Genomic DNA, 20,386 nt, shown 5'->3' on the forward strand with positions numbered 1-20,386 from the left:
CTCCGAAAAAGTGATGCGATTTTAAGCAGTTGCCTAGATCACAGCCAGTCGCGCAGGATGGGAATCAACGGAATATCCGCCTCTGGCATAGGGTATTGCTTCAGATCTGCGGAGCGTACCCACTTCAACGCCTGATTCTCTCTTGAAATCGGCGTGCCTTCCCACTTGCGGCAGGCAAAGAGCGGCATCAGCAGGTGAAAATCATCGTAGCTGTGGCTGGCAAAGGTCAAGGGCGCGAGGCAAGACTGCCACGTGTTGATCCCCAACTCCTCTTCCAACTCGCGGATCAGCGCCGCTTCGGGTGTCTCGCCGGATTCAACCTTGCCGCCCGGAAACTCCCACAGCCCTGCCATGGATTTCCCTTCGGGTCGTTGAGCCAGCAGGATGCGCCCATCCACGTCGATCAGCGCCACCGCAGAGACGAGAACCACTTTCATCGCATCACGACCGGTAGTCAGCGTTGATGTCGATGTACCCGTGCGTCAGATCGCAGGTCCAGACGGTGGCAGCCCCCTCGCCCAGCCCGATATCGACAGTGATGAAAATGCTCTGTTCCTTCATGTGCCTGGCTGCGGCGGCCTCGTCGTAATCCGGGCTGACCCAGCCTTTTTCAGCAACGGGAACATCGCCGAAGCGGATGGAGAGCTGATCGCGATCCGCCTCTGCGCCTGACTTGCCGACGGCCATCACGACACGGCCCCAGTTGGGATCTTCACCGGCGATGGCCGTCTTGACCAAAGGGGAATTGGCAATCGACAGGGCGTGCCTGCGCGCGTCTTTATCGTTCACGGCACCGCTCACCCGGATCTCGACGAATTTCGTCGCTCCTTCGCCGTCACGGACCACCTGGTGCGCGAGATCCAGCATTACCTTGTGCAGCGCCGCCTCGAAGCCTGCGTCACCGGTCACATCGACGCCCGACGCACCCGTGGCTGCCACCAGCATCGTGTCGGAGGTTGAGGTATCACCATCCACGGTGATGCAATTGAACGTCCGTGCGTTCTGACGGCTGACCATGTCCTGCAGGTCCGCCTGGCCGATCCGGGCGTCGGTGAAGATATAGACCAGCATGGTGGCCATATCCGGCGCGATCATGCCAGAGCCTTTGGCGATGCCCGAGATGGTCACGGTCTTACCTCCCAGATCAACCGTTGCGCCGGCGCCCTTGGCAAAAGTGTCGGTGGTCATGATGGCACGGGCCGCGGCGGCAATCCCGTCGGGGGAGAGTGCCTTTGCGAGCGTATCCAGATGCGCTGTGATCCGGTCAAAGGGCAGAGGTTCGCCAATCACACCGGTGGATGAGGTAAAGACCCGGGCGTGCGGTACATCACAGGCCCGCGCCGCCGCGTCGGTGATGGCAGAGACGGCCTCCCGCCCCCTGCCGCCGGTGAACGCATTGGCGTTGCCGGAGTTCACCAGGATCACCGCGCCGGCCTCCGACGCACCGCCGATCTTTTCTTCGCAGTCCAGCACGGGTGCCGCGCGGGTCGAGGAGGTGGTGAAAACGCCCGCCAGCACCGTGCCCGGATCCAGTTGCGCCAGCATCACATCGTCACGCCCCCGGTAGCGCACGCCCGCTGCAACCGTCGCAAAGCGAACACCTTCAACGGGCTGCAATGCCGGAAAGGCTGCCGGGGCGAGCGGCGAGACTGAGGTCTTCTTGGCCATCCCGGATCAGTCCAACAGGTCGGTCCGGTTCACCAGCTCAGGGTCGATCGCCGGTTCCGCCCGCATCTGCACATCCGCATCTTCCGGCGCGGTGGAGATAATTTCCTGCGCCTTGATGTTTTCCAGCTCTGCGGTCAGCTGATCGCGGACATCTTCCAGCGTCGGGATCGCCGTCTCGCGTGCATCGTTGAGCCGGATGATGTGCCAGCCAAATTGCGTCTGCACCGGATCGGAGATTTCACCGACCCCCAAGGCGATCGTCGCCGCCTCAAAGTCCGGGACCATCATGCCCGCGCCGAACCAGCCAAGCTGACCACCATTGGGACCGGAGGGGCCGGTGGATTTATCGCGTGCGGTCACGGCGAAATCCGCCCCACCATCCAGCGCTTCCTTGACAGCGATGGCTTCCTCTTCGGTCTTCAGCAGGATGTGGGAGGCGTTATATTCCTCCTCTGGATCAATGCTGCCGAACTGCTCATCATAGAGCGCCTGTATCTCTTCTTCGGTCACGGTGCCGTCGACAAGCATGGTGATCGCGCCAAAAGCCTTGCGCGAGCGGACCTCGTTCTCCAGCACCTTCTGGAGCCGCAGGGGCAGCTGATCGCCGAGGTTCTGAGCCAGCGCTGTCTGTTGGATCAATTGTTGAAGGATACCGTTGTAAAGCTCGTCCGCAGGCACGTTGTTATACTGCTCCGGGAGCGTTTCACGGGCTGCGATCACATGGCCCAGGGTGATCTCTTCGCCGTTGACGGTGGCAAGTACCGTCGCGGCCGTCGGCTCCTCAGCGGGGGCCGTATCCTGCGCCCAGCCGGGGAGCGCCAGGCAAAGCGAAAGAGCCGCACCGGCCAGGGGTCTGAGGTGTTTGTGCATGGATCGGTCCTTGGGCTGCGGTGCGCGAAAAGCGCAACATTGACACGGTTTGGCGCGCCCCTTACATCGCCCTATGGGCTTGGTCAAAGGGTGACCAGTCCGTCTTATCTATGGGCTGTGTCGCGGACGAGCAAGCACATCGGCACCAATCGTACAACTTCGGCTGGAGAATGCATGCTGGGCATCGGAACACTCGCGAAAAAGGTTTTTGGCACGCCCAATGACCGCAAAGTCAAAGCGACCCGCCCCCTGATTGACGCGATCAACGCATTGGAACCGGAGTATGAGGCGCTCAGCGATCTTGAGATCAAAGAGAAGACCGAAGCGCTCCGGGTGCGGGCGCTCGAGGGTGAGAGCCTCGACGATCTGTTGCCCGAGGCTTTTGCCAACTGCCGCGAGGCCGCACGGCGTGCGCTTGGGCTGCGGGCCTTTGATACGCAGCTGATCGGCGCGGTCTTTCTGCACCGTGGCAATATCGCCGAACAGAAGACGGGTGAGGGCAAGACCCTGACGGCAACCTTTGCCGCTTACCTCAACGCGCTGACGGGCAAGGGTGTTCATATTGTCACCGTGAACGAATACCTTGCCAAGCGGGATGCGGCCTGGATGGGTCAGGTATTCGGCGCGCTCGGGCTCAGCACCGGGGTCGCGCATTCCGACATGCCCGAGGAGGAAAAGCGCGCCGCCTACGACAGAGACATCACCTACGCCACGAACAACGAGCTTGGGTTCGATTACCTCCGCGATAACATGAAGTCCGAGCTGAGCCAGATTTTTCAGAAGCATCACAACTTCGCCATCGTGGACGAGGTTGATTCGATCCTGATTGACGAGGCGCGGACACCGCTGATCATCTCCGGCCCCGCGCAGGACCGGTCCGATATGTACAAGACCATCGACGTGGTCATCCCGGAGCTGGACGACAGCCATTTCGAGCTGGACGAGAAAACTCGCAATGTCACCTTCACCGACGAGGGCAACGAGTTCCTCGAAGGGTTGCTGCGCGAGCGCGATCTGCTGGAAGAGGGCCACACGCTTTATGACCCCGAGAGCACCACCATCGTGCACCACGTCAATCAGGGTCTGCGCGCGCATAAGCTCTTTCAGCGCGACAAGGACTATATCGTCCGCGACGACGATGTGGTGCTGATTGACGAGTTTACCGGCCGCATGATGGCGGGGCGGCGGCTGTCGGACGGGTTGCACCAAGCCATCGAGGCCAAGGAAGGCGTCAATATCAAGCCCGAGAACGTCACGCTGGCGTCGGTCACCTTCCAGAACTACTTCCGTCTTTACGACAAGCTCGCCGGGATGACCGGTACCGCGCTTACGGAGGCGGAAGAATTTCAGGAGATCTACGGGCTGGGTGTGGTCGAGATCCCCACCAACAAGCCCATCGCGCGGGTTGATGAGGACGATCAGGTCTACCGCACCGTGCGCGAGAAATACGAGGCGATGCTGGAGCAGATCAAGGAAAGCAACGCCAAGGGTCAGCCTGTGCTGGTCGGCACCACCTCCATTGAAAAATCCGAAGCGCTCAGCAGTATGCTGACCGACGCGAAGATCCCCCACAATGTGCTCAACGCGCGCCAGCACGAGCAGGAGGCCCAGATCGTCGCAGATGCCGGTAAGTTCGGCGCAGTGACCATCGCCACCAACATGGCGGGGCGCGGGACAGACATTCAGCTCGGCGGCAACGTGGACATGCAGGTGATGAACGCCATCGCCGCCGACCCGGAGGCGGACCCCGACGAGATCCGCGCGCAGATCGAACCGGAGCACGCAGGCGAAAAGGCTAAGGTGCTGGAAGCAGGCGGGCTCTATGTTCTGGCCTCCGAACGGCACGAGAGCCGCCGGATCGACAACCAACTTCGCGGTCGCTCGGGCCGTCAGGGGGACCCGGGGCGGTCGTCCTTCTACCTCAGTCTCGAAGATGACCTCATGCGCATCTTCGGCTCGGAACGGCTGGAGAAGGTGCTGACGACGCTGGGCCTGAAGGAAGGCGAGGCCATCGTCCACCCTTGGGTCAACAAATCGCTCGAACGTGCGCAGGCCAAGGTCGAAGGGCGCAACTTTGACATCCGCAAGCAGCTGCTGAAATTCGACGATGTGATGAACGAGCAGCGCAAGGTGATCTTTACCCAGCGGCGCGACATCATGGAGGCGGCGGACCTCAGCGAGATCACCACCGACATGCGGCATCAGGTCATTGATGACATGATCGACGAATATCTGCCGCCCAACACCTACGCCGATCAGTGGGACGCCGAGGGCCTTCAAACCGCGGTGGCGGAGCAATTAGGCGTCAACGTTCCCGCCGCGGAATGGGCCGAGGAAGAGGGCGTGGATGACGATGTGATGCGTGAGCGTCTGGTTGAGGCATCCGACAGCTTCATGGCCAGCAAAGCCGAGCAGTTCGGTTCCGAGAACATGCGCAACATCGAAAAGCAGTTGCTTTTGCAGTCCATCGACGCGAAGTGGCGCGAACACCTGCTTACGCTTGAACATCTGCGGTCGGTCGTGGGGTTCCGAGGCTACGCGCAGCGCGATCCACTAAACGAATACAAAAATGAATCGTTTCAGTTGTTCGAAGGGATGCTGGACAGCCTGCGCTCGGACGTGACGCAAAAGCTGTCGCAAATCCGACCGCTGTCCGAGGATGAGCAGCGCGAGATGCTGGAACAGATCCGCGCGCAGCAACAGGCGGCACAAGCTGCGGCGACCTCCGCTGGTGCTGCAGGCGGTGCTGCGCCCGCCGGTGGCGCACCGGCTCAGACAGCAGCCGCTGGCGCGCCGTTGGCTGGTTTCGTCGAGGGCGATCCCACCACCTGGGGCAACCCCGGTCGCAATGACCCCTGCCCCTGTGGATCCGGCAAGAAGTTCAAACACTGTCACGGACGTCTGGTCTAGGCCGTCTGCGCCACCGGCAAAAACCTTCGTCAATCCGCCCTAAGGCAGCGTGCGAAGCACGTGGATGCGACGGAGGATCTATGCCGCCTTTGGTGTACTGGCCTCTCTTTCTTCAGCGCCTGCGGCACAGGTATTCCTGATAGTTGCGGGCCGCTGGGATTTGACGGCGACCTTTCGGGCTTGAGACGCGCGGTGATGCGCTGACAGTGGATGGGGGTGGTGTGGACTTTACCGGCAACGCCTGCACCGCTGCTGGATGTCTATGATGCGGATCACACTGTCGAGCGCGCGCTGCTCTGCTCAAAGCGCAGCGGAAATCAAACTAGGGTCAGACGCAGTCGAGATGCCAGCCCATGCTCCTGCCCTCGACGGTCGTTGCAGCGCGTAGACCGAACTGGTCGATTTCGTCAGCGCAGTTTGCGCCAAACCGTAGCAGGACAGACGGTCGACCTGCCCTTGATGCTGCATGTGGTGCCGGTTGGCCGGACCGCAGATCGCATTCTCCCCAGTTGTCGGGTGAGTTGAAGCGTGGTGCCGACAGCCAGTCAGTGATGGATCGTGTGCGTGCAGATACTAAGGCGCTCGGCATGATGCGATGGCCCGATCCCATTGTCTTGCACCGTCTTGCGCCGACGAAGACATGCGCAGTAGCGGAGGTGGTGGACAGGCACGGCGTCCAGACTGCAATCTATCCTCTGACGGCCTCTGCTATCCTTAACATGCCTGAGCAACTCTGCCTTCCACTGCCCGTTACCTTCTTGATCACGCCAAAGACTGTGCGGCACAGATGGTGATGAGCCGATGCAAGACCACTCGCTGCCCGATCATGGTAGTCGCATCGTGAGCGCGATTGCTGAAAGGATGCCCGAAACCGAACTGCAGCGTATGGCCCATCTGCTCGGAGAGCGCAGGCACCCTCTGTCGTCTTCAGGATGATGCCGTTCGGGTCGGAAAATATGACATCCGCGATCTACTGTTCGTCGGGTTCGGCCAGGGCGCGCGTTCCACCCAAGCCAGTGCGAGGCCCGCCCGGCAGAGACGGTTCATGCTGCGGTTGCCCAGATGCTGGACCCGCACGGCTCAGAAGGGATCGCAGAATTCGCGGGCTTTGCGAAACCTGTGCCAAGGGACGGCGGTGAGGCATCAATGGATCCAGCCGCCAGCAACCGCGTGGACGCTGGGTTCCGCTAGAGCGACACCGACATATTAAAACGCTGCCGCAAGGGCTTGCGCGGATCGGACCGGGCAGCAAAAAACCATTCGGTTTTCGGCCTCGTCCCGGTAAGGGATCCGCTGGTTTTTCAACACAACCGCCCGAGAGCAGGACTTCCGGCACCATCAACACCGGCTCGCGGCAGGCTCCCGTTGTCCCGCGACCGAAAGGATCAGTTCTGATGATGAGTGCGCGACCTGTCGTCTGGCGGGTCCCTACAGATACCCTTCTGCCCGAAAGCTGAGCTCGTTGGATTTTCCGATGATCAGATGGTCATGCAGTGTCAGACCCAGTGCCAGACAGGCATTGTTGATCTGATCCGTCATGGAGATATCAGCCTGCGATGGGCTGGGATCGCCCGAGGGATGGTTATGCACAAGGATCAGCGCGCTGGCGTTCAACTCAAGTGCCCGCTTGGCGACCTCGCGCGGGTAGACGGGCACGTGATCCACCGTTCCTTTTGCTTGTTCCTCATCGGCGATCACCACATTCTTGCGGTCGAGGTAGAGCACGCGAAACTGCTCCGTCTCGCGGTGGGCCATGGTGGTGTGGCAGTAATCCAGCAGCGCGTCCCAACTGCTGACCACATTCTGCTGAATAACACGGGCGCGCGCCATGCGGTGGGCCGCAGCCTCCACGATCTTGAGCTCGGTAATCACCGCCTCGCCGACGCCATTGATGTCGCGCAACCGTGCCACGGGGGCCGTCAACACCCGGTTGAAATCGCCGAACCGTTCCATCAAAGCGCGCGCAAGCGGTTTGACGTCGCGCCGGGGTATCGCCCGGAAGAGCACAAGCTCCAGCATTTCATAGTCCGGCATGGCACCGGCACCACCTTCCATAAAGCGGCTACGCAATCGCTTGCGATGGTCCGCGATGTAAGAAGGTGTCTGACCCGAGGGCAAAGGCACAGGCTCCGCCTCGTCCAGCAGAAACGGCAGAGTCGATTCGGCAAAGGTGTTCGGATCCTGCGTCATGGCCCGACTGTGCCGGATCATGGTTTCTGATTGGTTAAAGCCGGTCCGCGCTATCAACTATTCTGCTGCGACCGCGTTCTCGGCCTTCTCGACCCGCACGGCCGAGAACTTGAACTCCGGGATCTTGCCGTAGGGGTCCACCGCGGGGTTGGTCAGGATGTTGGCCGCAGCCTCCACATAGGCAAACGGCAGGAACACCATATCGGGAGAGACCGCGCGATCCTCCCGCGCCATGATGGAGATGCTGCCCCGCTTGGTGGTCAGCTGCACATGCTCGCCCGGGGCCACACCGAGCTTGCGCAGGGTAGATGGGTGCAGCGAGCAGTTCGCCTCCGGCTCCAACCCGTCGAGCACCGCAGACCGCCGCGTCATCGAGCCTGTATGCCAATGCTCCAGCTGTCGCCCGGTGGTCAGGATCATCGGGTAGTCTTCGTCGGGCACATCATCGGGCGCGATCACACTCGCAGGGGTGAACCGCGCGCGACCTTCGGGGCGCGGAAAGCCGTCACCGAACACAATTGCCTGACCCGGATCTTCGGGGCTGAGCGAAGGATATGTCACGGCATTCTCGCCCGAGAGCCTGTCCCAGGTGATGTTGTCGAGGCTGCGCATGTTGTGTTTCATCTCGGCAAACACATCCGCCGGGCTTTCATAGTCCCACGGCAGCCCAAGCCGCCCAGCCAGTTCAACCTCGATCCACCAATCCTCACGCGCGTCACCAGGCGGCGGCACCGCGGGGCGCCCCATCTGCACCTGCCGGTTGGTGTTGGTCACGGTCCCCGATTTCTCGGCAAAGGCCGAAGCAGGCAGGATCACATCGGCAAAATTGGCGGTCTCCGTCAGAAAGATATCCTGCACCACCAGATGGTCGAGCTTGGCCAGAGCATCGCGCGCATGTTCCACATCCGGGTCCGACATGGCCGGGTTTTCACCCAGCACATACATGCCCTTGATCTTGCCCTCATGGACCGCATCCATGATCTCCGTCACCGTCAGCCCGCGTTCGTTGGAGAAATCCGCGGTGCCCCAGACCTTGGTAAAGGCAGAGCGCACGCCATCATCGGTGACCGGCTGATAATCCGGAAGGAACATCGGGATCAGCCCAGCATCGGACGCCCCCTGCACGTTATTCTGTCCACGCAGCGGATGCAGCCCCGCGCCCGGACGCCCCACTTGGCCCGTCATCAGCGCCAGACTGATCAGACAGCGGGAGTTATCCGTGCCGTGGATGTGCTGGGAAATCCCCATCCCCCAGAAGATCATCGCGGCCTTCGCCCCCGCAAAGGTCCGCGCCACGTCCCGCAGCACCTCGGGCTCGATCCCGCAAATGGGCGCCATCGCCTCGGGGCTGAAATCCGCCAGATGCGCCTTTTCCGCCTCCCAGTTCTCGGTATAGGCCTCGATGTACTGCTGATCGTAGAGCACCTCCTCCACGATCACATGCATGATCGCGTTCAGCATCGACACATCTGCGCCCGGGCGAAACTGCAGCATGTGGCTGGCAAAGCGTTTTAGCGCCTGCCCCCGCGGGTCCATCACAATGAGCTTACCGCCCCGCTTGGTGAATTGTTTGAAGAAGGTCGCGGCGACGGGATGGTTCTCAATCGGGTTGCAGCCGATGGCAATCGCCACATCCGCATTTTCGATCTCGTTGAAGGTCGCGGTCACGGCACCCGATCCCACATTCTCCATCAGCGCCGCGACCGAGGACGCATGGCACAGCCGCGTGCAGTGATCGACGTTGTTGTGCCCAAACCCCTGTCGGATCAGCTTCTGGAACAGATATGCCTCTTCATTGGTGCATTTGGCGGAGCCGAAGCCCGCAATCTCGCGCCCCCGGCCCTTCATACCTTTGGCGGCAAAATCGAGCGCTTCCTCCCACGTCGCCTCACGGAAATGCGTGGACCAGTTGCCCGGATCCACGTTCAGACCTTTCGCCGGTGCATCGTCACGCCGGATCAGCGGCTTTGTCAGCCGATGGTCATGATGGATGTAGTCAAACCCAAACCGCCCCTTGACGCAAAGCCGCCCTTCATTCGCGGGGCCATTGATGCCTTCAACGTATTTGACCCGGCCGTCCTTGACCTTCAGCGACACCTGACAGCCGACACCACAGAAAGGACAGATGCTCTCGACCTCGCTATCGAAGTCCTTGCTGTCCCCGACCTGCGCCTCGTCCACGACGGTGGCGGGCATCAGCGCGCCGGTCGGACAGGCCTGCACGCATTCCCCGCAGGCCACACAGGTGCTGTCGCCCATCGGATCCGCCATATCAAAAGTCGGATAGGCATCATGCCCGCGCCCCGCCATGCCGATCACATCATTGACCTGTACCTCACGACAGGCCCGCACACAGAGCCCGCACTGAATGCAGGCATCGAGGTTCACCGACATCGCTACGTGACTGTCATCCAGCGGCGGTATCCGCCCCTCCTCCAGCTTGGGAAACCGGCTGCCTTCCACACCGTTCAGCGCGGCCATGTCCCACAGATGGCTCGACTTGTCGTGCGCCACCTCCTGCTCGGGCTGATCCGCGAGCAGCATCTCCACCACCATCTTGCGCGCACCCTCCGCCCGTGCGGAGTTGGTTGTCACAACCATCCCCTCCGCAGGCTCCCGAATGCAGGAGGCCGCCAGTGTCCGCTCGCCCTGGATCTCCACCATGCAGGCGCGGCAATTGCCATCGGGCCGATACCCGGGGGCTGGCTTGTGGCACAGATGCGGGATCACCAGACCCCGACCGTTGGCAACTTCCCAAATGGTCATGCCGGCCTCGGCCTCAACCTCTGACCCATCCAGGGTGAATGTGATGGTCTCGCCCATGACGGCACTCCCTCAAAACCTGTCGGGAGTGTACGCGTCCCCGGACCCTACCGGCAGCCCCTTTCCCGACGCCCGACATCGATTTTGCGCCACCATCTGCCCGGGCTGTTTCCGATAGGCTCCCCTGTCATCTTGCCAAAGAAACTCCCGCCGGAGGCACGCCCCCCGCTTCCAACCCCCGCACCGCTGCCCTATGACAGAGCGTCAGGATCCGGAAACCACATGTCTCACATCACACTCATCCGCCACGGTCAGGCCAATTCCGGCGCCAAAGACGAAGCAAGCTACGACCAGCTCAGCCCGCTCGGCCATCAGCAATCCGCCTGGCTGGGCAGCCACCTGCGCGCGGGTCACCAGCACCACGCGCGGCTCTACACCGGTACGCTGAACCGGCACATCGACACTGCGGCCTCCATGGACACCGGGCTGAAACCCGTGCGGGACGCGCGGCTCAATGAGCTGGAATACCTCACCCTGGCCCGCGCGCTGGAGCAAGAGCACGGCGTGCCCTTCCCCAGTGACAACGTCAGCTTCACCGCGCATCTGCCCCAGGTCTTCGATTACTGGCAGCGGGATCTGATCGAGGGCGCGCCCGAGCGCTTCGCCGAGTTCGACGCGCGCGTGGCCGCGGCGCTGGAGGAGATTGCCGCGGGCGATGGCCCCGCGCTCGTCGTGACCTCCGGCGGGCTCATTTCCATGGCCATGCGCCAGATGCTGCGGCTCGATATCGAGGGCATGGCGCAGATGGCGCTGGCGATCTACAATACCTCGCAGCACAGGATTTTTCCCATCGGCGGCAGGCTGTCGCCCACGATGTTCAACGCCATTCCGCATCTCGAAGCGCCGGACAGGCACCACGCCCAAACCCACGTCTGACCGCAGTCCAAAAGGAGCCGCCCCATGCGCCTTTACTACGCCCCCCGCACAATCTCCGTCGCCACCGCCATCGCGTTGGAGGAAGCGGGTCTCGCCTATGACCCCGTGCTGGTGGATTTCGCCAGCGCGGAACAGACCAAACCGGCCTATCTCACGCTCAACCCCAAAGGCCGCGTGCCCGCGCTGGAGACAGACGACGGCACGCTGCTGACCGAAACGGGCGCGCTGCTGGAATATATCGCGGCTCTGGCGCCCGCGGCAGGTCTGATCCCGCAAGCGCCCGAAGAGGCCGCGCAGATGCGCAGCGTCATGTACTACCTCGCCTCGACCATGCACGTGAACCATGCTCACATGCGGCGCGGCAGCCGCTGGGCCAGCCAGCAGTCGAGCTTTGACGACATGGCCGCGATGGCCCCCACGACCATGGCAGCCTCCGCGCAGTTCTTTACCGATCACTGCTTGAGGGGCGATTTCGTGATGGGCGCGCAGATATCGCTGGCCGACCCTTATGCCTTTGTCGTCTGCAACTGGCTGGAAGGAGACAACGTCTCCTTACGCGATTTTCCTCAAATCGCGTCCTACCTCGACCGGATGCGCGCGCGCCCCTCGGTCCGGGCGGTGACAGCCCAAGGTATGCTATGAGCCGTGCACATCTGTGGCTGCGGGCCGAACAGCGCGAGAATGAAACCCGTACGGGCCTGACACCCAAGGGAGCCGCGCGGCTGCTCGCCGCGGGCATCCGGATCAGCGTTGAACACGGGCCTACCCGGGTGATCGCTGACGCGGATTACGCCGCTGCCGGTTGCACCATGGTGCCCACGCACAGCTGGCCCGAGGCGCCCGGCGATGCGATCATCTTCGGTCTCAAGGAATTGCCCGACGACGGCACGCCCCTGCGGCATCGTCACATCATGTTTGGCCATGCTTTCAAGGGCCAGCCCGCCGGGCTGCGCCTGTTGCAGCGCTTTGCCACCGGCGGCGGGACCCTGCTCGATCTGGAGTATCTGACCGACGACGAGGATCGCCGCCTCGCTGCCTTCGGGTACTGGGCAGGCTACGCCGGGGCAGCGGTCGCGCTGACCTGCTGGGCGGCACAGCAACGCGGCAGCATCGCAGGCCCGGTGACGTCACAGGCCAGTTCCACCCATCTGCTGGCAGAGTTGCAGTCCGATCTGCTGAGCACTGGCAGTCACCGACCCACCGCCCTGATCATCGGTGCTTTGGGACGTGTCGGCACGGGCGTCACGGATCTGTGCACCGCCATGGGTGTCGGCTGCACCAAATGGGACATGACCGAGACGGCCTCGGGTGGACCGTTCCCAGAGGTGCTCAGCCATGACCTCTTCTTCAACTGCGTGCTGGCGCGCCCCGGCACACCGGTCTTTGTGCCGGCGGATACCCCCACACATCCGCGCAGATTGACCGTGATCGCCGACATCGCCTGCGACCCGGACAGCGATTTCTCCCCCATCAAGCTCTATGACAGCGCGACCAGCTGGGAACAGCCCGCGCTGCGGGTCCACGACGCCCCACCGCTCGACGTGACTGCCATCGACAATCTGCCGTCGCTGTTACCTCTGGAAAGCTCAGAGGATTTCGCCGAGCAACTTCTGCCGGTTCTGCACAGCCTGCCGGAGCCAGACGCTGCCGTATGGAACAGGGCCGAGGCGCTCTTTCGCGACCATCTCGGACGCCTTCAGGAGAATATGCGAAAGTAGAGCCAGTCGGGCAGAAACTGACTGCCCCGAAAAACCAGCGAAAAGAGCCGCGGGAAACTGATCTTGAAACCGTTGCCCTGCATGTGCCGGAACATGTAGCCCGCCGCCTCTTCCGGTGTCATGAGAAACGGCATCTTGAAATCGTTCTTGTCGGTCAGCTGGGTCTTGATGAAGCCCGGATTGCCGACCTGAACGTCGACCCCAGTTGTGCGCAAATCGGCGTACATGCACTCCGCCAGCGACATGGTGCCCGCCTTTGAGGCCGTGTAGCCGATGGAGCCGGGCAACCCGCGGAACCCGGTGAGACTGCTCGTGATCATGATATGGCCCGAATCCCGGCGCACCATGCCGGGCACGACAGTGCCCATCACCCGCACCAGCCCGGTAAAGTTGATGTCCGCCATCGCGGTTGCCTGCTCGGCGTTCCATTCCTGCGCCGAAAAGGGCCAGTAGACACCCGCCAAATAGACGCAGCCATCCACGTGCCCGATGGCCTCTGCCGCGGCTTCAACGCTTGCGTCATCGGACACATCGACGGTCTGATAGCTTGCCTCATTCGGCAGGTCCTCGACCAGCGCGCGCAGCTTGTCCTCCGACCGGGCGGAGACGATCACATGCGCCCCCGCCTCGCTGAGCTGATGCGCCAGTGCCGCCCCCAGACCGTCGCTCGCGCCAACAAGCCAATAGCGCTTGCCTTTGAAGTCTCTCACGATGCCTCCTTGGGTCGCATGGTCGCGACCAGCTCTGCCACCTTGATCCCGAATTTACGAAACTGCGACCGGTTCATGATGGTTCCATTGGGCGTGAGATACATCCAGTCAACCGTGCTAAGGACATGGCCGCCCGAGGCTTGCGGAAGCCGGATGCGGTAGGTCAAAAGAACCGTGGGGCCCGTCTGACGGCCCGCGCCTTCGCCGACCACGTCCTCGGCGGTGGCCTTGATATGGCCATCGGGCTGCAGGTGCAGATGCCATTCGCGGTCCTGCGTGCTGCCGTCATCGTAGACGAAATGTTCCTTCATCGACCCTTTGTCGCCGTCCCATGTGGCGTCGAACTCGGCGACAAAGCGGCTGCTCACTCGGCCGAGGGGGCCGTAGATCACGCCTTCGCAGAGCAGCGGGCCGTTCAGATGCTGCCGCACGTCAAACGCGGGCCCAGTGTCCTCGTAATCCTCCGGTTTCTGGGCCACAAACCCCCAGGTCCGGTGGACGAACGCCACCCCGCCCAGTGTCAGCACAATCCCGACGATAAGATACATCCAGGCATCCATGTTCAGGCCTCCCTCAGATCGGTTATGGCCAACAGCGCGATCGCAACGATTTTCAGCGCGCAGGGCACCGCCGCGTAGAGCAGCGCCAGCAGCGCCAGTGCATCATCTGGGTTTTGCGCGCCCGCGCCGCTCTCAAACCCCGCCTGCTCCAGCAGCGGCAACAGGCTCACCGCGGCAAAGGCAAGCGTGAGCTTCGAGACAAAAGACCACAGCCCGAACCCCTCCGCTGCCGAGGGCGCAATCCGGGCCATGCGGTCGGCAAAGAGCGCAGGCAGCAGCGTCAAATCCGCCCCCAGCGTCGCGCCGGAGGCGATGCAGATGAGCCCGAACAACACCCAGTCCCCCGGCCCCAGCGTCAGGGTCACCCCAAAGGCCGCGATGGCCAGAACCATGGCGGTCAGCAGCACCGGTTTGGGGCCAAAACGCTCCGCCATGGCGCCCCAGAACGGGGCTGCCACAGCGGCGGAGAGGAAAAAGACCAGGAGCAGCGGCCCCTCATACCCCGGCGCATCCAACCTGCTTTCGACGAAGAACAAGAATAGCGTCGAGCTGACGGCGACGGGTGCGGCATTGACCAGCGCGATCAACAGCAGACGGCGTGCGAGCCTGTCCCTGAGCACGGTGCCGAACCCGGTGGAGGATGGCACGCCCGCGGTGCTCCATTCAGGCCGCATCGCAAGGACAGAGGCCAGCGCCAGCACGGCGAACCCCACCGCGAACCACGCAAAGGGCGCACCGAGGACCGCGCCCAGGGCGACCGGTGCCACAGCAGCCACGCAGACCCCCAAGAGCGCGCCGCTTTCCCGCCAGCGGGCCAGCCGAAGATGCCCCTTGCCGGTCATGTCGCTGCCCTTGCTGACCCCTTGGGCATAGAAATTGATGGTCAGAAAACTGAATGCCGAGAACACCAGCGTCAGCGTCAGCGCGAACCACGCCAGCGGCGGCACCGGCGGCGACACCGCAAAGAGCCCCAGCATGGCAAGTGCGATGACCGTGCATCCAACAGCCACCGCGATACCCCGGTGGTTGCGCAGCTTTTCGGCGAGCTTGCCCAGCAGCGGATCCTGCACCACGTCGAGCAGCCGCAGCGCGAAGAGCACGGTCCCAAGGGCGGCAAGCGACACGCCGTATTCATCCACGTAGAACTTTGGCGCGTGGATATAGATCGGCAGCCCCGCCGCGGCAAGCAATGCTGCAAAGAGCGAATAGGCAGGCAGCCGGTCGGCGCGTGTGCTCACCGCGACACCTCCTGCGGGGGCGGTGTGGGCCGTGCGCGGTAGTGCGCCCCGCGGGCCCAGAGCTTCAGCGCCTGCCAGTGGATCAGCGCCAGCACACGGCGCGCGCCAAGGGGCCGCAGCAAGGCGGAGCGCAGGATCGCACGATTGGTCAGCGGCTCGCGCCGCCCCGTCAGCGTCGCGATCAACCCACCGTCGGGACGATCATAATCAATGCGGATGTTGATGCGCTCGGGCGTGATCTCGAAGCGAAAGCTATAGCCCCCCTCCACCGGCTGAAAGGGCGAGACGTGAAAGATCTTTTGCGCGCTCAGCGTATCGGCCCCGGTGATCGGCGCCAGATCGGGGTGACAGCACAGATAGCTGTGACGGTCGCCAAAGGTGTTGCTGACCTCCGGGATCACCGTGATCAGCGCACCGTCGTCCCGGCGACAGAGCCAAAAGCTCACCGGGTTGAACACATGGCCGAGCATCCGGGGCTGCGCCAAAAGCTCGATCCGGCTGACACCTGTGATCTGATGCGCCGCCAGCACCTCGCGCACCCAGGCGGCACCGCGCCCGTCGCCGGGCGGCCCGCCGTGGTCTCTGTCCTGCAACGAGGTTAGCCCCGCCCGGTTGCGCGCGAAAAGCCGCGGCCCGCGCACTTCCGCTTCGGCATCCAGCAGCAGGTAATCGACGGAATAGCGAAAGGCGTTCTCCACAGCGCCCTTGCGGCCATGATAGGTCTGGCCCGCGATATGATCTATCTGCGCGGTCATTCCGCGGCGACGCGGGGCCGGGCGGCGCGGTGCAGCGCGCGCACCACATCGACGGCACTGGACAGCCCGTCTTCGTGAAAGCCGTTTTTCATCCAGGCCCCGCAGAACCACGTGTTGCGCGCGCCATTGAACCGTCGCACGTCCTGTTGCGCGTCCAGCGCCGCCAGATCATAGACCGGGTGCCGCAGCGTGACACTGTCATAGATCAGCTCCTCCCGGATGTTCCGTTTCGTGTTGAGCGTTACGAAATGCGGGTCATCCTTGGGGATGGGCTGCAGCGAGTTCATCCAGTAAGTCAGGTCGATGCGGTCGGATTGCGCGCCGCGCTCTTCTGTGTACACCCAGCTGGCCCAGGTCTTGCGGCGCTTGGGCATGATCTCAGTGTCGGCGTGCAGCACGATGTCGTTGGGCTGATACCCGATGGCGCCGAGCGCTGCGCGTTCCTCCGGGCTGGGATCGCCGAGCAGCGCCAGACTGTCATCGGAATGGGTCGCAAAGATCACATGATCGAAGGTTTCGGGGACGCCGCCCTTGGGCCGAACGATCACGCGCCCTGCCTCCCGTGTGACAGCGGCAACCGGCGTACGCAGGCGGATGGTCGTACCAGCGTCCCGCAGCGCTGTCTCCAACCTGTTCACATATTGGATCGAGCCGCCGTCGACCGTGTACCACTGGTGCTGGCCATTGACCCCCAGCAGGGCGTGGTTTTTGAAGAACTGCACCATCGCATAGGCCGGAAAATCCATGATCCGCTCGGTCGGGGTGGACCAGATCGCGCCCGACAGCGGCAGCAGATAGTAATCCCGGAACCAATCCCCGGTGCCGAGCCGCGCCAGAAACTCCCGCAGGCTCAGATCGCGGTCCTGCGAGACGGCTTCCGCGTGTTTGTTGAACCGAAGGATGTCGCGGACCATGCCCAGAAACGCGGGCGAGACCGCGTTCTTTCGCTGTGCAAACAGCGCATCCAGAGAGGTCAGCGCGTATTCAAGCCGACCCCCGTCGATAGAGGCGGCAAAGCTCATGTTGGATTTGACCACCGGCACGTCCAGTTGATCAAAGAGCGCCGCCATATAAGGGTAATTGGCGTAGTTGAACACGATAAAGCCGGTGTCCACGGCCTGATCCCCGCGCTTGCCCGCCATCACGGTGCGCGCGTGCCCACCCAGCCGCGGCCCTGCTTCAAAAAGCGTGACGTCATAACCCTTTCGCATCATGAAAGCGGCCCCCATTCCGGAAATTCCGGCACCGATGATGGCGACCTTGGGTCGCAGCGGATCGGGCGTATCAGACGTGAAAGTCGCTGTTGTCAGTGCGTCAAAGGGCATAGATTGGAGGCCTGTGCGTTTTTTCTCTTTTGTCGCTCTCTATACGATCTAGCGGCGGAAGTGGATGCGTCAGCCCGAAAACCAATTCTTTTTGATCCGTTTTCGCACCTGCAGCGTAAACCGGATATGTTGAGAAGCCTGACACAAGAGCTGCAGGAAGGAATGTCAAAGTCGGCGCTGCGGGCGTCGGCGACGCAATTGTTGACGGAAATGAGCGCCGAACCAAACCAGACAAACGCCGGATCGAAAGCTGCCCGCATGCTGTGGGTCAACCATGTCTTCCGTATCCGCGATCACGGTGACAAACAGGCCTTTGCCGAGTTGTTTGAGCACTTTGCCCCCCGGGTGAAGGGGTTTCTGATGCGGTCGGGCGCCGATGCGTCCCTAGCCGAGGAATGCGCGCAGGATGTGATGGCCGCCCTGTGGCACAAGGCGCACCAGTTCGATCCCGGCCGCGCTTCGGTGGCCACGTGGATCTTCACGATCGCGCGGAACCGCAAGATCGATCTTCTGCGCCGTCAGAGACGGCCAGAACCAGAAGAGCTCCCCTGGGGGCCAGAACAAGAACCAGATCAGGCGGATGTCCTGACGCTGCAACAGGAAACGGTCGCTTTGGGCGCGGCGCTCGCCGATCTGCCGGACGCGCAACGCGACTTGATACAAAAGGCTTATTTCGGGGATTTGACCCACAGCGAGATAGCCGCCGAAACCGGTCTGCCCCTTGGCACGATCAAATCGAGAATACGTTTGGCGCTGGACCGACTGCGCCACGCCATGAAGTGAAAAGACAATGAGCACAGATATTAAACATCATTTGAACGATGCGATTCTGATGGCCTACGCTGCCGGGACGCTGCCCGAGGCATTCAACCTGCTGGTCGCGTCGCATCTGTCGTTATGCGACACCTGCCGTGCGCAAGCCGAGACCTTTGATGCGCTCGGCGGTGAGATCATGGAGCAAATGGATGCGGCAACCCCGCTGCCCGCGGGCAGTTTCGAACAGACGCTGGCGCTGATTTCCGGTGGTCCGGTCGAAACACCGCACGAGGCGCGGGCCGCGTGTGACGTGCTTCCCCGGCCGGTTCGGGACTACGTGGGCGGTGATCTGAGCACCATCCGCTGGAAGCCGGTTGGCATGGGCGTCAAACAGGCCATTCTGCCCACCTCCAGCGATGCCTCCGCGCGCCTGCTGTTTATTCCGGCAGGCACCGCGATGCCGGATCACGGCCATGGCGGCACGGAGATGACCATGGTGTTGCAAGGGGCGTTCCAGGATGCGGATGACCGCTTTGCCCGCGGAGATGTGGAGATCGCGGGCAGCGATCTGCACCACACACCGGTGGCCGACGCAGGGGCAGACTGCATCTGCCTCGCCGTGGCGGACGCGCCGCTTCAGTTCAACCGCCTGATGCCCAAGATCGCGCAACGTTTCCTTCGGATCTGACCGCGCAGTTTCCTGGTTAAAGGACCGCAAGCAGCGGTGTCGAGGCGCTTTATTGGTCTGCGTCTGGCAAGCCGACGCGCGTGAAAGTTCCGGTATTGGAACCTCAGTTGAGTTGGGGCACGCTGGTTTTGCTTGGTCCGCCGCCAAGGTTTTTCGAAAAACCTTGGCACCTGGCCCCGTCGTTGGAGCGCTGATCCGGTCTTAGACCTGCACTTCGAAGGGCGTAAGCCTTGGCCAGTCAAACCGCACGCCGATGCCTGGTTCATCCGGTGCCAGGGCCCGCCCTTCCTCGATCACCAGGGGCCGGTGCGTGTAGCGGTCGATGGGAAAGCTGTGAACCTCCAGCCAGCCGCCGTGCGCTTGTGCAGAGACCAGCGAGACGTGCAATTCCTGCATCCCGTGGCTGCACACCGGTACCTGCGCAGCATCCGCCCGCGCTGCCACCTGAAGCCATCCGGTGATCCCGCCGCAGTTCGACGCATCGGGCTGGATGAACCCCAGATTGCCCTGGTCGAGCGCCATCTCAAACTCGTGAAGGGCGTGCAGGTTCTCCCCCTGCGCCGCAGCCATCCCCGTGGCCTCATGGACCCGTGCATAGCCCCCGTAGTCATCGGGAAGGATCGGCTCCTCGAACCACAACAGATCCTGATCCGCGACGGCCCGGGCGAGCGAGATCGCCTGATCCACGGTCATCGAATAATTCGCATCGATCATGAAGGCCGTGTCCGGTCCGATCTGCCGGCGGACCGCGCGGATGCGTTCCACATCCTCGGCCTGCGTCGGCTGACCCACCTTGATCTTGACCCCCCGCAGCCCCGCGTCGAGGTATCCCTGCACATGGGCGAGCAGCTTGGGCAGCGGATACGCCAGATCTATCCCACCACCGTAGGCCTTGCAGGTCCGACCCGCGCTGCCCGCCATCTGCCACAGCGGTTTGCCCGCCGCATGACAGCGCAGATCCCACAGCCCGATGTCCACCGCTGATATGGCAAAGCTCAGGATGCCGCCGCGCCCGACGTAATGCATGTGCCACTGCATTGCCTCGTTCAGCGCCTCGATATCGCCTGCGTCCTGACCCACCAGAAAGGGCGCCAGATCATGGGTGATCATCGCCGCCGTCGCGTGCCCGCCGCGCCCCCCGTTGTAGGTGTAGCCGGTACCCTGCCGCCCGTCTTCAAGCGTGATCGTGGCGGTGATCAGGTGAAAGTGGCTGTGAGACCCGTGTTTGGCATCCACCAACACCTCATCCAGCGGAACGTTGAAAAGTCGCGCCTGAACGGAGGCAATCCGGCTCACGGT

The 20,386-nt window shown here is 62.7% G+C and carries 17 protein-coding genes; 6 read left to right on the forward strand and 11 right to left on the reverse strand.

The window, feature by feature from the left end; genetic code table 11:
• Positions 1-38: 38 nt before the first annotated feature.
• From Q1A53_RS07875 to Q1A53_RS07885, 3 genes are read right to left on the reverse strand one after another with little or no spacing between them, the layout of a single operon-like run.
• Complete coding sequence (locus Q1A53_RS07875; protein ID WP_299964804.1) at positions 39-437, reverse strand: (deoxy)nucleoside triphosphate pyrophosphohydrolase; 399 nt, start codon at positions 435-437, stop codon at positions 39-41.
• Positions 438-441: 4 nt separating this feature from the next.
• Complete coding sequence (gene argJ, locus Q1A53_RS07880; protein ID WP_299964806.1) at positions 442-1,668, reverse strand: bifunctional glutamate N-acetyltransferase/amino-acid acetyltransferase ArgJ; 1,227 nt, start codon at positions 1,666-1,668, stop codon at positions 442-444.
• A gap of 6 nt (positions 1,669-1,674) precedes the next feature.
• Positions 1,675-2,538, reverse strand: coding sequence for a peptidylprolyl isomerase (locus tag Q1A53_RS07885; RefSeq protein WP_299964808.1), 864 nt, complete (start codon positions 2,536-2,538; stop codon positions 1,675-1,677).
• A 174-nt stretch (positions 2,539-2,712) separates the two neighbouring features.
• Between Q1A53_RS07885 and secA the strand changes: the two genes are divergently transcribed.
• Entirely contained in the window at positions 2,713-5,448 is a 2,736-nt protein-coding gene (secA, locus tag Q1A53_RS07890; protein ID WP_299964810.1) for a preprotein translocase subunit SecA, read from the forward strand.
• A gap of 1,428 nt (positions 5,449-6,876) precedes the next feature.
• Here the strand turns inward: secA and radC are convergent.
• Both radC and fdhF read right to left on the reverse strand, forming a co-directional pair.
• On the reverse strand, positions 6,877-7,638 hold the full coding sequence (gene radC / locus Q1A53_RS07895) for a DNA repair protein RadC (protein ID WP_299965268.1): 762 nt from the start codon (positions 7,636-7,638) through the stop codon (positions 6,877-6,879).
• A gap of 57 nt (positions 7,639-7,695) precedes the next feature.
• The gene (fdhF, locus tag Q1A53_RS07900) at positions 7,696-10,461 is read right to left on the reverse strand and encodes a formate dehydrogenase subunit alpha (protein ID WP_299964813.1); all 2,766 of its coding nucleotides are present in this window, start codon (positions 10,459-10,461) and stop codon (positions 7,696-7,698) included.
• Between the two features lie 222 nt (positions 10,462-10,683).
• Here fdhF and Q1A53_RS07905 point away from each other — a divergent pair, with 222 nt between their 5' ends.
• Genes Q1A53_RS07905 through Q1A53_RS07915 form a run of 3 tightly spaced genes read left to right on the forward strand, consistent with a single transcriptional unit; the run spans position 10,684 to position 13,055 of the window.
• Positions 10,684-11,337, forward strand: coding sequence for a histidine phosphatase family protein (locus Q1A53_RS07905; protein ID WP_299964815.1), 654 nt, complete (start codon positions 10,684-10,686; stop codon positions 11,335-11,337).
• Positions 11,338-11,361: 24 nt separating this feature from the next.
• A complete protein-coding gene (locus Q1A53_RS07910; RefSeq protein WP_299964817.1) occupies positions 11,362-11,979 on the forward strand; it encodes a glutathione S-transferase family protein in 618 nt (205 codons plus the stop codon).
• Complete coding sequence (locus Q1A53_RS07915; RefSeq protein ID WP_299964820.1) at positions 11,976-13,055, forward strand: saccharopine dehydrogenase; 1,080 nt, start codon at positions 11,976-11,978, stop codon at positions 13,053-13,055. The genes Q1A53_RS07910 and Q1A53_RS07915 overlap by 4 nt, the downstream gene beginning before the upstream one ends.
• Here Q1A53_RS07915 and Q1A53_RS07920 read toward each other — a convergent pair.
• The 5 genes from Q1A53_RS07920 to Q1A53_RS07940 are packed head-to-tail and all read right to left on the reverse strand — an operon-like array spanning position 13,034 to position 17,643.
• Positions 13,034-13,765 carry an SDR family NAD(P)-dependent oxidoreductase gene (locus tag Q1A53_RS07920; RefSeq protein WP_299964824.1) on the reverse strand — a complete coding sequence of 244 codons (732 nt, stop codon included), beginning with the start codon at positions 13,763-13,765 and terminating at the stop codon, positions 13,034-13,036. The genes Q1A53_RS07915 and Q1A53_RS07920 overlap by 22 nt on opposite strands.
• Positions 13,762-14,325 (reverse strand): DUF3833 domain-containing protein, encoded by a 564-nt coding sequence (locus Q1A53_RS07925; protein ID WP_299964827.1) that lies wholly within the window; start codon positions 14,323-14,325, stop codon positions 13,762-13,764. The genes Q1A53_RS07920 and Q1A53_RS07925 overlap by 4 nt, the downstream gene beginning before the upstream one ends.
• A 2-nt stretch (positions 14,326-14,327) precedes the next feature.
• Positions 14,328-15,563 carry an MFS transporter gene (locus Q1A53_RS07930; RefSeq protein WP_299964830.1) on the reverse strand — a complete coding sequence of 412 codons (1,236 nt, stop codon included), beginning with the start codon at positions 15,561-15,563 and terminating at the stop codon, positions 14,328-14,330.
• Positions 15,560-16,318 carry a DUF1365 domain-containing protein gene (locus Q1A53_RS07935; protein WP_299964832.1) on the reverse strand — a complete coding sequence of 253 codons (759 nt, stop codon included), beginning with the start codon at positions 16,316-16,318 and terminating at the stop codon, positions 15,560-15,562. Before Q1A53_RS07935 ends, Q1A53_RS07930 begins: the two co-directional genes overlap by 4 nt.
• On the reverse strand, positions 16,315-17,643 hold the full coding sequence (locus tag Q1A53_RS07940; protein ID WP_299964834.1) for an FAD-dependent oxidoreductase: 1,329 nt from the start codon (positions 17,641-17,643) through the stop codon (positions 16,315-16,317). The genes Q1A53_RS07935 and Q1A53_RS07940 overlap by 4 nt, the downstream gene beginning before the upstream one ends.
• A gap of 258 nt (positions 17,644-17,901) precedes the next feature.
• Here Q1A53_RS07940 and Q1A53_RS07945 point away from each other — a divergent pair, with 258 nt between their 5' ends.
• Together Q1A53_RS07945 and Q1A53_RS07950 are read left to right on the forward strand one after the other, a co-directional pair.
• Positions 17,902-18,426 (forward strand): sigma-70 family RNA polymerase sigma factor, encoded by a 525-nt coding sequence (locus Q1A53_RS07945; protein WP_299965271.1) that lies wholly within the window; start codon positions 17,902-17,904, stop codon positions 18,424-18,426.
• A gap of 7 nt (positions 18,427-18,433) precedes the next feature.
• Positions 18,434-19,087: a ChrR family anti-sigma-E factor gene (locus Q1A53_RS07950; RefSeq protein WP_299964837.1), complete on the forward strand. Its 654-nt coding sequence runs from the start codon at positions 18,434-18,436 to the stop codon at positions 19,085-19,087.
• Between the two features lie 201 nt (positions 19,088-19,288).
• Here the strand turns inward: Q1A53_RS07950 and Q1A53_RS07955 are convergent, their stop codons facing one another.
• Entirely contained in the window at positions 19,289-20,383 is a 1,095-nt protein-coding gene (locus Q1A53_RS07955; protein ID WP_299964839.1) for a mandelate racemase/muconate lactonizing enzyme family protein, read from the reverse strand.
• Positions 20,384-20,386 lie beyond the last annotated feature (3 nt).

The organism is uncultured Roseobacter sp., assembly GCF_947496515.1.
GTDB lineage: Bacteria > Pseudomonadota > Alphaproteobacteria > Rhodobacterales > Rhodobacteraceae > Roseobacter.